13 protein-coding genes are annotated in these 13,277 nt (G+C 63.8%); 2 read left to right on the top strand and 11 right to left on the bottom strand.

Annotated elements, in window-relative coordinates; translation table 11 throughout:
• Positions 1-152: 152 nt before the first annotated feature.
• Positions 153-662: a hypothetical protein gene (locus CRO06_RS12745; protein ID WP_097058578.1), complete on the bottom strand. Its 510-nt coding sequence runs from the start codon at positions 660-662 to the stop codon at positions 153-155.
• Positions 663-860: 198 nt separating this feature from the next.
• Here CRO06_RS12745 and CRO06_RS12740 point away from each other — a divergent pair, with 198 nt between their 5' ends.
• Both CRO06_RS12740 and CRO06_RS12735 read left to right on the top strand, forming a co-directional pair.
• Complete coding sequence (locus CRO06_RS12740) at positions 861-2,096, top strand: lipoprotein-releasing ABC transporter permease subunit (RefSeq protein ID WP_026949975.1); 1,236 nt, start codon at positions 861-863, stop codon at positions 2,094-2,096.
• On the top strand, positions 2,089-2,772 hold the full coding sequence (locus tag CRO06_RS12735) for an ABC transporter ATP-binding protein (protein WP_097058577.1): 684 nt from the start codon (positions 2,089-2,091) through the stop codon (positions 2,770-2,772). The genes CRO06_RS12740 and CRO06_RS12735 overlap by 8 nt, the downstream gene beginning before the upstream one ends.
• A gap of 98 nt (positions 2,773-2,870) precedes the next feature.
• On the opposite strand, the gene betT is transcribed toward CRO06_RS12735, so the two are convergent.
• From betT to arsC, 10 genes are all read right to left on the bottom strand, one after another.
• On the bottom strand, positions 2,871-4,904 hold the full coding sequence (gene betT / locus CRO06_RS12730; protein WP_022994482.1) for a choline BCCT transporter BetT: 2,034 nt from the start codon (positions 4,902-4,904) through the stop codon (positions 2,871-2,873).
• 339 nt (positions 4,905-5,243) lie between these two features.
• Positions 5,244-6,566: a DUF58 domain-containing protein gene (locus CRO06_RS12725; protein ID WP_022994483.1), complete on the bottom strand. Its 1,323-nt coding sequence runs from the start codon at positions 6,564-6,566 to the stop codon at positions 5,244-5,246.
• Complete coding sequence (locus tag CRO06_RS12720) at positions 6,563-7,534, bottom strand: AAA family ATPase (protein ID WP_022994484.1); 972 nt, start codon at positions 7,532-7,534, stop codon at positions 6,563-6,565. The genes CRO06_RS12725 and CRO06_RS12720 overlap by 4 nt, the downstream gene beginning before the upstream one ends.
• A complete protein-coding gene (locus CRO06_RS12715; RefSeq protein ID WP_097058576.1) occupies positions 7,531-8,856 on the bottom strand; it encodes a DUF4350 domain-containing protein in 1,326 nt (441 codons plus the stop codon). The genes CRO06_RS12720 and CRO06_RS12715 overlap by 4 nt, the downstream gene beginning before the upstream one ends.
• Entirely contained in the window at positions 8,853-10,346 is a 1,494-nt protein-coding gene (locus CRO06_RS12710) for a hypothetical protein (protein ID WP_055100763.1), read from the bottom strand. The genes CRO06_RS12715 and CRO06_RS12710 overlap by 4 nt, the downstream gene beginning before the upstream one ends.
• Positions 10,333-11,298: a stage II sporulation protein M gene (locus tag CRO06_RS12705; protein ID WP_022994487.1), complete on the bottom strand. Its 966-nt coding sequence runs from the start codon at positions 11,296-11,298 to the stop codon at positions 10,333-10,335. The genes CRO06_RS12710 and CRO06_RS12705 overlap by 14 nt, the downstream gene beginning before the upstream one ends.
• The gene (locus CRO06_RS12700) at positions 11,295-11,972 is read right to left on the bottom strand and encodes an RDD family protein (protein WP_022994488.1); all 678 of its coding nucleotides are present in this window, start codon (positions 11,970-11,972) and stop codon (positions 11,295-11,297) included. The genes CRO06_RS12705 and CRO06_RS12700 overlap by 4 nt, the downstream gene beginning before the upstream one ends.
• Positions 11,959-12,297 carry a DUF2069 domain-containing protein gene (locus CRO06_RS12695; RefSeq protein ID WP_022994489.1) on the bottom strand — a complete coding sequence of 113 codons (339 nt, stop codon included), beginning with the start codon at positions 12,295-12,297 and terminating at the stop codon, positions 11,959-11,961. Before CRO06_RS12695 ends, CRO06_RS12700 begins: the two co-directional genes overlap by 14 nt.
• Positions 12,294-12,893 (bottom strand): NAD(P)H:quinone oxidoreductase, encoded by a 600-nt coding sequence (gene wrbA, locus CRO06_RS12690; RefSeq protein ID WP_197021012.1) that lies wholly within the window; start codon positions 12,891-12,893, stop codon positions 12,294-12,296. The genes CRO06_RS12695 and wrbA overlap by 4 nt, the downstream gene beginning before the upstream one ends.
• Positions 12,890-13,246, bottom strand: coding sequence for an arsenate reductase (glutaredoxin) (gene arsC, locus CRO06_RS12685; RefSeq protein WP_097058574.1), 357 nt, complete (start codon positions 13,244-13,246; stop codon positions 12,890-12,892). The genes wrbA and arsC overlap by 4 nt, the downstream gene beginning before the upstream one ends.
• Positions 13,247-13,277: the final 31 nt, after the last annotated feature.

Here is a 13,277-nt window from a genome sequence, read left to right as displayed (position 1 = left end):
CGCCCGCACCGCCTTCGCCCTGATGAAGCAGCAACAAGAATATTGCCCCGCAAAGCTCTTTTAAGCGTTGCAGGGCACCATAGAATCTCCCACAGCGGCTCCGTAGCGCAAACTGTGGGAGCCGGCCTGCTGGCGAATATCGATCGACGGTTTTACTGGCGTGCCGCGCCGCCGCCCTGATCCGTGGTCGGCCGGTCGTCTATGACAATGCGCCCGGTGACCGGATCGAAGCGGAATTGGCCGTCGTCACCGCCGTCCTCCGCCTCGCTGGCGGTATCGTCGCGCGGTGCCGTCGATGGGGTGGCGCCGTCCCGCTCGGGTGCGGCAGCGGGGGACGGGGGAGAGGGTTCCGCGTTTCCGGCGCCGTCGCCGGGATGCCTGTCTTCGGTATCGCCGGCGTCATTGGCCGGCCTGGCGTTGTCCGCGGTCTCGTTCAAGGGCCGGGTGACGCTGTGCAGCACCACCTGATTCTCGAAGTAAACGGTGTAGTCCGGATAGACCCAGCGGCTGATCGGTGGCTGGCCCACCGGCCCCCTGGTGTCCACCGGGGTGCCGAACTGCGCGCGCACCTGGGCCTGGGTCATGCCACGCTGTGGCGCCTCCCCGGCCAGTACCAGGCCGCCCCCCGCCAGCGCCAGCAGCGCCACGACGATTCTTATCATGGTGTGTCCCCCAACAACATAAAAAAGGAATCCGGCTTGGCGACAGTGGCCACCGGATCAATAAAAACGCGGATCATTGAATCAATTGTGATTTGCATGGTCGAGGATACTGGTCACAAAGCGAGTTGAGGTGATCCGACCAGGGGACGGAACCGAAAGCAGTTTCGTCATTTCGGCAATAGTGCTTAAATGCGCGCCATGTTTCGACCATTCTCTCTCTATGTCGGCCTGCGTTACACCGGTGCCCGGGCCCGCAACAGTTTTATTTCCGTTATCACGCTGATTTCGGCCCTGGGGCTGATGTTGGGGGTGGCGGTATTGATCACCGTGCTGTCGGTGATGAACGGTTTTGACCGGGAACTGCAGACCCGCATCCTTGGCATGGTGACGCACCTGTCGGTATACGGACGCGAACCGGTCAACGACTGGCAGCAGCTGGCGGATCAGATCGAAGGCTATCCCGGGGTGGAGGCCGTGGCCCCGTTCCGGCAGTTGGAAGGCATGCTGACCTTTGACGGCAACGTGGCCGGGGCGCTGATTTCCGGGATCGAGCCGGAGGCGGAACGCCAGGTGTCGATCGTCGGTGACATGATGTGGGAAGGGGATTTCGATGCCCTGCAGTCCGGTAGTTTCGGCGTCGTGCTGGGCTATGGCGTGGCCCGCAAGCTGGATGCGGAACTGGGTGACAAAGTCACTCTGGTACTGCCGGAGGCAACGGTGTCGCCGGCGGGCGTGATGCCGCGTTTCAAACGGTTCACGGTGGTGGGGATATTCCGCGCCCGCGCCGAGGTGGACTCACTCTACGCCTACGTCAATGTGGAAGACGCGGCCCGCCTGGCGCGACAGCCGGGCTCCGTGGAAGGGGTGCATCTGCGGCTCAATGATTTATTCGCCGCCCCTCAGGTGGGCTGGGAGCTGCAGCAGAGTCTTGGCTACGGTTACTACACCAGTGATTGGACCCGTACCCACGGCAACCTGTTCCAGGCCATCAAGATGGAAAAAACCATGATGACGCTGTTGCTCAGCTTTATCGTCGCGGTGGCCGCCTTCAACATCATTTCCAGCCAGGTGATGCTGGTCACCGAAAAGCGCGGCAATATCGCGGTGATGCGCACGCTGGGCGCGTCCCCCGGCGCGATCATGCGGATCTTCATGGTGCAGGGCACCGTGGTGGGCATGGTCGGCACCTTGCTTGGCACGGTGCTGGGGATCCTGCTGGCGGATAACGTCAGCACTCTGGCGCAATGGATCGAGCGCACTTTCAATACTCATCTGTTCGACGCTTATTTCGTCAACTACCTGCCGTCCGAGTTGCAGTGGAGTGATGTGGGCATCATCGTCGCCATCGCTTTGCTGATCAGTTTCTCGGCCACCTTGTATCCGTCCTGGCGCGCCAGCCGGGTCCATCCGGCGGAGGCATTGCGCTATGAATGATACCGTTCTGCACGCCCGTGGGCTGATCAAGAACTATCAGGAAGGGCGCGGCGAGCTGCAGGTGCTCAATGGCGTGGAGCTGCATGTGCGGCGCGGGGATATGGCGGCCATCGTTGGTGCCTCGGGTTCCGGCAAGTCCACCTTGTTGAACCTGCTCGGCGGTCTGGATGTGCCGACCCGTGGCAGCGTCACCATTGGCGGTCAGCCATTGGCGGGGATGAACGAACGGGCGTTGGGGCAGATACGCAACCGTTATCTTGGCTTCGTCTACCAGTTCCATCATTTGTTGCCGGAGTTCACCGCTCTGGAAAATGTGGCCATGCCGTTGCTGATTCGCGGTGAGCTGCCGAAACACGCCACCGAGCGCGCCGAGCGGGTACTGTCCCGGGTGGGGCTGGGTGAACGCCTGCAACACAAGCCTTCCATGCTCAGCGGTGGTGAGCGTCAGCGGGTGGCGATCGCCCGGGCGCTGGTGACCGATCCGGCGCTGGTGATGGCGGATGAGCCCACCGGTAACCTGGACGAGCGCACCGCCGCCCAGGTCCAGGACCTGATGCTGGAACTCAATCAGACGCTGGGCACGGCTTTCCTGCTGGTGACCCACGCGCCGGATTTCGCCAGCCGTTGTCATACCCGCCATGAGCTGCACGACGGTTTGCTCAGGCCGCTGGATTAAGGTTTCCCGAGACAAAAAAAATCGCGGTCCTCTTTCTTCATACAGGAAAGGACCGCGATTTTTTTGCTTTGGAAAAGCGGGCCCGAAGGCCCGCCGTCTCACCGCATCATGTGCAGGAAGTGCATGTGCTTCTCGTACTGGTCGAGCACATCACCGATGACCTGCTCGCGGGTGAAGCCCATCAGATCGTAGTCCTGACCGCCTTCGCTGAGGAACACATCGGCGCGATAGTAGCGGTCGCTTTCCGCCTTGCGCTTGGAGTGTTCCAACTGACGCATGCTGATGGACGGCCGGGTGTAGCCGCGTACCCGCACGCCGTAGACGAAGTCCATTTCCTGGCCCAGATCCACGGTCAGATAAACCCGATCCCCTTCGTCGCTCTCGTTGACCTCCACCTTGAGGCCATGGCCACGCAGTTCCTCGGCCACTGATTGCAGTGCCGGAGCGGCCACCTCTGCCACGTATTGCAGAACCCGTGCCTTGCCGGGGAAATGGACCATGCCGCGCAGTCGGGCTTTCCAGCCGCCGGCGGGAGTGCTGTGGCCCATGTGCACGGTGGGCGGTGGTGCCAGCGACGCCTGGAAGCTGAGCTTGCGGATGCCCTCCACCTTGAGTGAGCGCAACAGGCCGACACAGGCCACCAGCAGCACCAGGGAGAATGGCAGTGCCAAAGCGATGGTGGCGGATTGCAGCGCCTTCAAACCGCCGGCCAACATCAGGGCAATCGCCACGATCCCTTCGGAGCTGGCCCAGAACACCCGTTGCCATACGGGGGTGTCGTCATGGCCGCCGGAGGCGAGCATGTCCACCACCATGGAGCCAGAGTCCGAGGAGGTGACGAAGAACACCACCACCATCAATACCGCGATGGACGAGATCACACCGGACCAGGGGAACTGTTCGAGGAAATGGAACAACGCCACCGCCGCGTCCTTCTGCACTTCGGTGCCCAGGGCGGGGAAGATATTGTCCGCGATCATCTGGATACCGGAGTCGCCGAACACCGTCATCCACAGCAGGGTGAAGCCGGCCGGCACCAGCATTACGCCGAGGGCGAACTCACGGATCGACCGGCCGCGGGAAATGCGGGCGATGAACATGCCCACGAACGGTGACCAGGAAATCCACCAGCCCCAGTAGAACAGGGTCCAGTCGCCGAGCCAGCCCTGTGGTCCACTGCCGTCGTTCTCCACCGGCTGATAGGTGTACAGATTGAACGTCATGTCCACCAGATTGGAGAGATAAGCGCCGAGGTTCTGCACATAGGCCTTCAGCAGGAACAGGGTCGGTCCCAGGAACAGCACGAACATCAATAGCAGGAACGCCAGGGCCAGGTTCAACTCGGAGAGGCGCCGAATACCGGCGTCCAGGCCGGTCACCACCGAGATGGTGGCCAGGGCGGTGATCGAGATGATCAGCCCCACTTGCACCCATTCGGTCTTGGGCAGCCCGAACAGATGATTGAGGCCGGCGTTGACCTGCTCCACGCCCAGGCCAAGGGACGTGGCCACGCCGAACACGGTGCCGACCACCGCGAAAACGTCCACCATGTGGCCGATCGGTCCGTAGATTTTTTTGCCGATCAGGGGGTAGAGAGCGGAGCGTAATGTCAGCGGCAAACCATGGCGGAAACTGAAGTACGCCAGAATCATCGCCACCACGGCGTAAATGGCCCAGGCGTGCAGCCCCCAATGGAAGAAGGTAACGCGCATGGCTTCCTTGGCGGCGTCGATGGAGCCGGGCTCGGCCATGGGCGGCGACATGTAATGCAATACCGGCTCCGCCACGCCATAGAACATCAAGCCGATGCCCATGCCGGCGGAAAACAACATGGCGAACCAGGAGCCATAGCTGTAGTCCGGTTCCGAGTGATCCGGCCCCAGCTTGATATCCCCGTAACGGCTGACGATCACGAACACCACCAGCGATAAAAGAATCGCCACGGTGAGAATGTAAAACCAGCTGGCGTATTGTTGCACACCGGTTTTCATTGTTGAAAAGAACTCGGCCGCCTCGGTTTTAAACAAGATCGAGAACAGCACCAGGCCAACAATGATGATCACGGATGTGAAAAAAACCGGGGGGTTTATTTTGACCTTTGCGGAAGGTTCCTCGAGGGAATTAGGTTCCATGCAAGATTCCTTATCCTGAAGAATAACAGCCACGGCTTTTTCAACGGCTTGTCAGAAAAATGATCCGTACCCAGAAAACCAGGGTAACAATTTGCGGGGGAAGCGTCGAATGAAGGCAGTTAATAGGGAACAGTGAATAGTTAACAGCGAAAATCAAAAACATTGCGTAGCCGGGGGACGATTGAGTATCGATAACGTCTGGCCGCAGCCGTGAAGCGGCTTGTTTTCTTGATGACGATAATGTCGCGCAGGGCTTTGGACGCGGCCTCTGTACTATCTGCGTGGAAGGATCTGCCACGCGAAACTATTCACTATTCATTGTTCCTTATTAACTGCTTTTCACAGTCTCCCCGCCCGTTTCAAAGCCAGATAGGTCTGCCCAAGGCGTTCGGCGAGACGTTCCGGGGTGGCGGCGACCACGTTGGCGCCGGCGCGGCGCAGGCGCACGTGCAGGGCTCTCCGGTGCTCTTGTTCCTGGGCATCCGCCGCCAGCCGCAGGGCATCGTCCAGGTCCTGGACCGGGGCCTGGTGCAGGGCTTCCTGTTCGGGCAGGCGGATGTCCGCCACCATCACCAGATGGCGCCGGCTCAGTAGCGTCACGGCGGCGAGCAGATCGTCGCTGTCCTCCGGGTGCAGCCGGCTGACCAGCACCACCAGCGAGCGGCGTTGCCAGCGGCCGTGGAAATAGCGGGCGGCCTGGCTGAAGTCGCTGGCGTGCTCCTGGGGATGAACGTCGTAGAAGCCTTTCAGCAGGGTTTGAATGCCGCTAGGCCCATGTACCGGCGACAGCCAGCGCGGGGTGTCCCGGGAGAACAGCAGACTGCCCACCCGGTCGCCCTGGCGCAGTGCCGACCAGGCCAGCAGCAAGGTGGCGTTGAGCCCATGGTCGAACAGGGTCAGATCGCCCACCGGCAGCTTCATTCGCCGCCCGGCATCGAGCAGTACCCACAGGCTCTGGTTCTGTTCATCCTGGTAGTGACGGGTGATCAGATGACGGCGGCGGGCGCTGGCTTTCCAGTCGATGCGGCGCGGGCTGTCACCGGGCTGATATTCCCGCAGTTCGTGAAATTCCAGGCCCTGGCCGCGGCGCGGTTGCTGGCGGTTGCCAAAGCGCAACTGGCTTTTATCCACCGCCAGGGCCGCCCGGGCGATGGGGGAGAAGTCCGGATACACCGGTACGGTGCGGGCGGCGGCTACCCGGCGGCGGCCTTGCCACAGGCGCGCCGGGGACGGCAGCCACACTTCGATGTCGCCGAACGCCACCGGGCCGCGCCGGGAGGGGCGGTAGCGGTAGCGGACCTCGGTGATGTCCGCCGCCAGGGTCACTTCCCGGGGCAGGCCGGTGTGGCTGTCGTCATCGGGGTGATGATCGGCCAGGTTCCAGATCTCACCGGGCCGCCCGCCGCTCAGACGCAATGTAATGGTCTGCGGCACCCCCACTGACAGAGCGGCGGGCAGTGAGCGCTCGGCGGCCGGCGCCGGACGGGCGCTCAGGCGCCGGGCATCCAGCACCGCCCATAACGCCAGTGCCAGGCCGGCCAGCACCCAGATCAGCAGGGCGCTGTCGCGCCATCCGGAGGCGAAGGCCGCCGCCAGCACCGGCAGCAGGCTCAGCGCCGCCCAGCAGAGCAGAAGCAACAGCAGGCGTGACCCGGGTCTCATTGACGCGGGGCCTCCACCTGTTCGAGCAGGTGGGTCAGCACCGTCTCCACGGTCTGGCCTTCCAGTTCCGCGTCCACGCCCAGGCGCAGGCGATGGCGCAGCACCGGCGGCGCCACCGCCTTGATGTCATCGGGAATGACGAAGTCACGGCCATCGAGCAGGGCGTAGCTTTTCGCCGCCCGGGCCAGGGCAATACTGGCACGCGGACTGGCGCCCTGAACCAGGGCCGGGTGATCGCGGGTGGCGCGGGCCAGGCGCAGCAGGTAATCGAGGATGGCGTCGTCCAGCAGCACCTGTTCCGCCCAGCGGCTTAAGGAGAGCACGCCGGCACTGTCGGTGACGGCACTGAGCCCGGCGTCGTCGAGGCTGTCCGCCAGGGTGCCGTCCAGCACCATGCGCAGCATCCGCGCCTCGTCTTCCTGTTCCGGGTAGCCGATCAGGATCTTGAACAGAAAACGGTCCAGCTCCGCCTCCGGCAACGGGTAGGTCCCTTCCTGGTCCAACGGGTTCTGGGTGGCCAGGACCACGAACGGCGGCGCCAGACTGAAGCTTTCGCCCTCGATGGTGATCTGCCGTTCCTGCATCACTTCCAGCAAGGCCGCCTGAGTCTTGGCCGGGGCCCGATTGATCTCGTCCGCCAGCAGCAGATTGGTGAAGGCCGGCCCCTTGCGGATATGGAAGGTGGCGTTGCCGGCGTCATAGATGGCGTGGCCGGTGACATCGGTGGGCATCAGGTCCGGGGTGAACTGGATGCGCTGAAAATCGAGTTTCAGCACCCGTGCCAGGCTCCGCGCCAGCAGCGTTTTTCCCAGCCCCGGCACGCCTTCGATCAGCACGTGGCCACCGGTGATCAGGGCGATCAGCACCTGACGGGTGACTTCGGGCTGCCCGATCAGCACCCGATTCAGCTGCGCCTCGATGTCGGCGGCCAGGGCGGTGGCCTGTTCCAGGGTTTCAGCGGTTTTCATGGTTGACTCCTGATCCTCTGCCTGACCTGTTGCAACAGCGCCACCATGGCCACGCATTGAGCGCGGTCGGCGGGGGTTTGCTCCAGGGCTTGGGAAAGCGTGTGTTCGGGGATGTCCAGACGCTTGGCGGTCAACGCCAGGGCCTTGACCGGGTCCGCGTGTTGCAGGGCGATGCGGCGCTGGACCTGATGGCGCAGGGACGCCAGCAGTCGGTCGCTCTGGCCGGTGCGCCAATGGAAATGGCCAATGGCCCGCAAATGACCGAGATAATCGGTGTGCTGGCGGGCCGGATCGCGCCACAAGGGCCCGCGGCGTGGCAGCCGCCGCCACAACCAGAATGCCAGCGCCAGCACCAGCGCCAGAATGAGGGGCCAGAATCGCTCCCACAGCCATATTGGCAGCGGCGGGATATCGATTCCACGTACGAACCATACCGGTCCCCGGGCAGTCAGGTCGGCCAGCAGCCGGGCGTGGTCAAAATGGTGCAGGTGCTGGTTGTCCCACAGTCCAAGCTCGGTAAGCACGGTGACGGTGCCGCCGCCCACCCGGAAACGCAGCAGGGTTTCGCCGGCCTCGTTGCTGGCGGAGGCTTCCAGTACCTGCGCCGGCTCGCCGGTGGAATCGTCTATCGGCAGGGGGGTGTAAAGCAGCCGTATCGGCGTCTCGCTCTGCAGCAGCCGGGGCTGGTCGCCCAGATTGTGGGTCGCCGCCGGCGGCTGCCAGTGTTGCGGTGCCTGACAGGTGAGGACCTCGCATTGATGCAGCCGCTCCTCGGAGGCATCACCACTAAGGCAATACTCCAGAAACCAGTCTTCCATCGGCCGGAAACGGTCGAACAGCAGGGCCAGCGGGTCTTCCTCATTATCCTCGCGGGGCAGGGCCTCTACCTCCACCTCGAACAGGGACAGCAGCGAGTCCGGACCGCGGCGCCGCGTCTCGTTCTCGTCCTGTTCCGTTTCCTCCTCGGCGAACCAGCCGCTTGAGGGCGGCAGGTAGCGCGCGGCAATGATCAGATTGCCGCCATCGTGGACCCAGTTGAGCAGATCCAATTGCCGCTCGTAGCCCAGTGAGCCGCGATCGCCATCGAGGATCAAAGTGGTATCGGTGTCCGGCAACGGAAACAGGGCGCGGGTGCTGAAGATACGGCGGCTGGGCTGTCCCCAGTGGTCCAACAGCTGTTGCGCGGCGAGGTACGGATTATTACGCACGCTGGCGTCCGGTGAGGCCGGCGCGGCGTATTGCACCGGTACCGTGGCCCAGAAGTAGCCCGCCACCAGGGCCACCAGCAGCACCAGCACAAGATAGGGCCACCAGCGCTTCATGATGCCGCCTCCGCGCTGCTCAATTGTTGCCAGCGCCGCAGCAGTTGGCGCGCCTGTTCCGGCGTCACCGGCTGATGGGCCCAGGCGATGCGGGTCCATTGCCGTATCAGGTCGCCGAGATACGTCACTCTGGCATCGTCACCGAGCAGACGCCGGTAGGCATTCAGACAATCCCGCTCGGTGGCGCCGGGAGTGAGCCGGGTGGGGTGGCTCTGAAACAGGGCTACCAGGGCATGGCGCAGCAACAGCGCCAGCGCGGCGCGCACATCGTCACCGGCCAGCGCCTGCTCCACACCGCTACCCAGGTCGTCCGGCAAGGACTCGGCGCGGGTATCCAGCCCCGCCACGCTCACCGGCATCTCCATGGGCTTGGAACGTCCGCCTTTCAGAGCGCCGCGGTTGCGGAACAGGGCCAGCAGCAGGAACACGATCAGGGCCACCAGCACCAGACTGGCGAGGACCGTGACCAGCCGATCCGGCAGTTGCCAGTCACCGCCAGCGCGGTCGCGATCCGCATGGTCACTGTTGAACAACTGATCAAGCAGGCGGTTCCACCAACTGTCCTTGTCATCGCTGCGCAAGGAAGGGCGCAGTTGGCGCTCCTCGCGGATTTCCACCGGCATGAACCGCTCGCCGGCCAGTAGTTCAATGGCCGCTTGTTTGGGGTCTTCCGGTTCGGTTTGTGCCGCCGGTGCCGGATGCGGCATCACGGTAAGCATCAGCAGCAGTGCCAGGGTGGTGACGCCGAGCACCCGGCGGCGCCGGCCGATGCGGTCCAGCCCCAATTGCAGATCCCAGCCTTCCAGCCAGGTGCGCTGATTAAGATAAAGGGAAAAAGCCGCCGCTACGTAAAGCGGCTCGGTGATGGTCAGCGTCAGATACCAGGCCAGTGCCGCCAGACTCAGATGCAAATAACTCTGTTCGCTGAACCAGACGCTGAATTCCATGTTGAAGTCCCAGGGCACCAGCGTCAGCACCAGCACCATCAGACCGGTCAGCAGCACTTGTTCGAGGGCCACCATCAACGCCATGAGCGTGCCGGCCCGCTGCCCGGGCGGACTCAGCAGCACCTGGATGCGGGACGAGGCCTGGGCGCCGCGGCAGCCTTCCAATTGCCAGATGCCGGTCAACAGACCCCGGAACGGGCTCAGCCGGCGCCAGGTCAACTGTCCGGCCAAGCCGTTCAGGCCATAGGCGGGGAAGCGCTTGAGCAGGGTCCAGGCGCCGGGGTAGTCACCGAACAGGGCATGGCTGAAGAAGGCCAGCAGCGGTCTTTCCCACAGTGGCTTCAACCACCAGAACAGCACTATCGGCCACAGGCTGTCCAGGCCAATGGACAGGGCGCTGAGCAGGGTATAGGGCAGCGCCGTGAACAGCAGCCATACCAGGGTGACCTGACGCCACCAGCGGCGATAGAAACGGGTGCCCAGATCCATGGCCTGCCAGGGGGAACGGGGCGCCAGGCGGGCGCGCAGGTTATTCAGATCCATGACGCCCCGCGAACAGCAAATAGACGTAAAGCAGGGCCCAACTGATACCGCCGACGGTGTATTTGATCTGGGCGTCCAATTCCCGGGAGGACCAGAACGCCTCGATCATCGCCGCCAGCACCAGCAACAGGAACACGCCGTACATGACCGGCAGGGTTTCCCGCGCCGCCCGGCGCAAGGCATCCACCCGTCGCCAGGAGCCCGGCGCCACCAACGACCAGCCCAGGCGCAGCCCGGCGCCGCCGGCCAGCACGATGGCGGTCAGTTCCGGCGCCCCATGGGCAATGACGAAGGTGTAGAACGGCTGCCCGGCGCCCACCAGGGTCAGGTGGGCGGCGGCGGCGCCGAGGAAACTGCCGTTGAACAGCATCACCACCAGGGAGCCGATGCCGAACAACACCCCTCCAGCGAAGGTGCGGAAAGCGATGCCGACATTGTTGTAGATGTAGTAGCCGAACATCATCAGATCGTCGGCCCGATTGCGGTCGCTGCTGTCGCGCAGATCCGGGTGGTACATGTTTTCCAGATCGCTGACACCATTGCCGTCCACCACGGTATGCACCAGCTCCGGGTCGTGCAGGATCATCGCCGCGACCAGTCCGGCGGAGAGCAGGAAGGCGAGGGCACTGATCAGATGCCAGCGCCACATGGCGCGCACCGCGCGCGGGAAGTCACCGCGCAGGAACGCCGCCAACCTCGGCATCAACGGTGCCCGGTGACGGTAGAGTTGGCGATGGGCACGCAGCATCAGGTCGTTCAGGTAGTCCTGCAGCACCAGGCTGTAGCCCCGTTCCCGCGACAGCGCCAACTGATGGCACAGGTCCTGGTAGTCGCCAGTGAAGCGCGACAGGTCCACGTTCTTGGGCCGCTGCTTTTTCTCCAGCGCCGTCAGGCCCTGCTCAAGGCGATGCCACTGGGGTTGATAGCGCTGCTCGAACTGGCTTTGTCTCATGTCGCCCCCAGTACGTGATTGACCACCCGGCGTAACCGGGCCAGGGCGGCATCATCGGTGAGTTCCGGGTAAGCCAGTCTGGCCAGTTCCCGTTGACGGTCCTCGGACAGCCGCAAGCCCCGGTCATGAAAGGCCAGCAGCACCAACTGATCGCCACGGTCCAGCGGCCAATCCGGTGGCTCTCCGCCGCTGTCACCGGGAGCGGGGCGGGTTTGCGGCGCGGGCACGTGAATCACCAGGGTGTCGGCGGCAAGATCGCCCAGCCGTTGTTGGCGAGAGGAAACCAGCATCACCACGAAGCCGGTCAGGTAGGCGAACGGGAACAGATCAGCGGTGCGCAGCAGATTACGCACCAGCGAGCCGCTCAAGCCCACCGGAGCGCCGTTGCCGTGCACCACCGCCAGGCCCATGGCCGCCTTGCCCGGCGTGCGCCCCTGCCGGAACACCTCGAACAGCACCGGGTAAAACCATTCCAGCAGGAACAGCAGCAATAGATAAAGACCGGAACCGCCACGGCCCAGCAACATCAGGGGCGTGGCCACCACCATCAGAATCAGAGCACGGATCATCAAATCGATGCCGTAGGCCATGCCGCGCGGCAGCGGCCCGGCCAGGGACAAGGTCAGCCGCGCGCCTTCCGGCGTATCAATATGCAGACGTTCATCGATCAGCACGTCCACCCCGGATGACTTGCATGGACAATACGAACAGCACCGTGGTCAGGCTCACCTTGACGATGGCCAGGGTGCGCACCGGTTCCGGGTCCAGCACCTGTATCACGTAACCGCAAAAATAGAACAGCAGCAGAAAACACAACCAGGTGAGCCCGCGTTTGTCGGCGTTGATCACCGCCGGCATCATCAGCAGCAACGGCAGATACAGACCGACCCCCATGATCACCGCCGCCATCCAGGGCGCGTCCGGCGGCCCCAGCCAAAACTGGTTGGCCAGCCCGATCAGCAGCAGCAGGGCATAGGTGAGCCGCAGCAGCAAAATCATCGGCGCTGCTCCAGTGCCCGGGCCAGTCCGCCGAGGCGATGCCCCAGCGCCCGCGCCAGAGTGATTTCGTCGTCGCTGGGCTGGGTGCGGTTGTCGATACCTGCCACATGGCTCGGGCCGTAGGGCGTGCCGCCGTCACGGGTGCGGGTCAGGGCCGCTTCGCTGTAGGGGACCCCGGCCAGCACCATGCCGTGGTGAAACAGTGGCAGCATCATCGACAACAAGGTGCTTTCCTGACCACCATGCTGGCTGGCGGAGGCGGTGAACACGCCGGCGGGTTTGCCGATCAAATCCCCGGACATCCACAGGTCGCTGGTCTGATCGATGAAATACTTCAGCGGTGCCGCCATATTGCCGAAGCGGGTGGGCGATCCCAGGGCGAGCCCGGCGCAACCGCGCAGGTCGTCGAGGGTGGCATAGGGCGCGCCGCTGTCCGGTACCGCCGGCGCCGTGGCCTGGTGATCGGCGGATACCGGCGGCACGGTGCGCAGGCGCGCTTCCATGCCGCTGCTTTCCACGCCCCGCGCGACCTGGCGCGCCAGTTCCGCCACCGCGCCGGTACGGCTGTAGTACAGGACCAGAATGTAGGCGCTCACGATTCAATCAACTCCAGCACTTTTTCCGGCGGCCGTCCGTTGACCGCGCGTTTGCCGTGGACCACCACCGGCCGCTCCAGCAACTTGGGGTAGCGGACCAGGGCGGCGATGACGGTGTCGTCATCGGCGTCCGCATGTAGCCCCGCTTCTTTGTATTCCGCTTCCTTGACGCGCACCAGATCATGGGCACGGGCCAGTCCGAGTTGTCGGACCAGAGCGCGCAGAGTGTTGGCATCCGGCGGGTTGTCCAGATACTTTATCACGTTCGGCTCAATGCCGTTCTCTTCCAGCAGCGCCAGCGCCTGGCGGGATTTGGAACAGCGCGGATTATGATAGATGCTGTAGTCGGCCATGGCCTCGCTCCCCTTGCGAAATAGTGGGCGG

The sequence above is a fragment of the Alloalcanivorax xenomutans genome, from assembly GCF_900217905.1.
GTDB lineage: Bacteria > Pseudomonadota > Gammaproteobacteria > Pseudomonadales > Alcanivoracaceae > Alloalcanivorax > Alloalcanivorax xenomutans.
Note: the sequence above shows the minus strand (reverse complement) of the source record. Positions and strands in the feature narration are given on the sequence as shown.

Excerpts from the sequence above, each read along its gene's own strand:
- CRO06_RS12745 (WP_097058578.1), bottom strand. The coding sequence starts at position 662 with ATGATAAGAATCGTCGTGGCGCTGCTGGCGCTGGCGGGGGGCGGCCTG.
- CRO06_RS12740 (WP_026949975.1), top strand. The coding sequence starts at position 861 with ATGTTTCGACCATTCTCTCTCTATGTCGGCCTGCGTTACACCGGTGCC.
- CRO06_RS12735 (WP_097058577.1), top strand. The coding sequence starts at position 2,089 with ATGAATGATACCGTTCTGCACGCCCGTGGGCTGATCAAGAACTATCAG.
- betT (WP_022994482.1), bottom strand. The coding sequence starts at position 4,904 with ATGGAACCTAATTCCCTCGAGGAACCTTCCGCAAAGGTCAAAATAAAC.
- CRO06_RS12725 (WP_022994483.1), bottom strand. The coding sequence starts at position 6,566 with ATGAGACCCGGGTCACGCCTGCTGTTGCTTCTGCTCTGCTGGGCGGCG.
- CRO06_RS12720 (WP_022994484.1), bottom strand. The coding sequence starts at position 7,534 with ATGAAAACCGCTGAAACCCTGGAACAGGCCACCGCCCTGGCCGCCGAC.
- CRO06_RS12715 (WP_097058576.1), bottom strand. The coding sequence starts at position 8,856 with ATGAAGCGCTGGTGGCCCTATCTTGTGCTGGTGCTGCTGGTGGCCCTG.
- CRO06_RS12710 (WP_055100763.1), bottom strand. The coding sequence starts at position 10,346 with ATGGATCTGAATAACCTGCGCGCCCGCCTGGCGCCCCGTTCCCCCTGG.
- CRO06_RS12705 (WP_022994487.1), bottom strand. The coding sequence starts at position 11,298 with ATGAGACAAAGCCAGTTCGAGCAGCGCTATCAACCCCAGTGGCATCGC.
- CRO06_RS12695 (WP_022994489.1), bottom strand. The coding sequence starts at position 12,297 with ATGATTTTGCTGCTGCGGCTCACCTATGCCCTGCTGCTGCTGATCGGG.
- arsC (WP_097058574.1), bottom strand. The coding sequence starts at position 13,246 with ATGGCCGACTACAGCATCTATCATAATCCGCGCTGTTCCAAATCCCGC.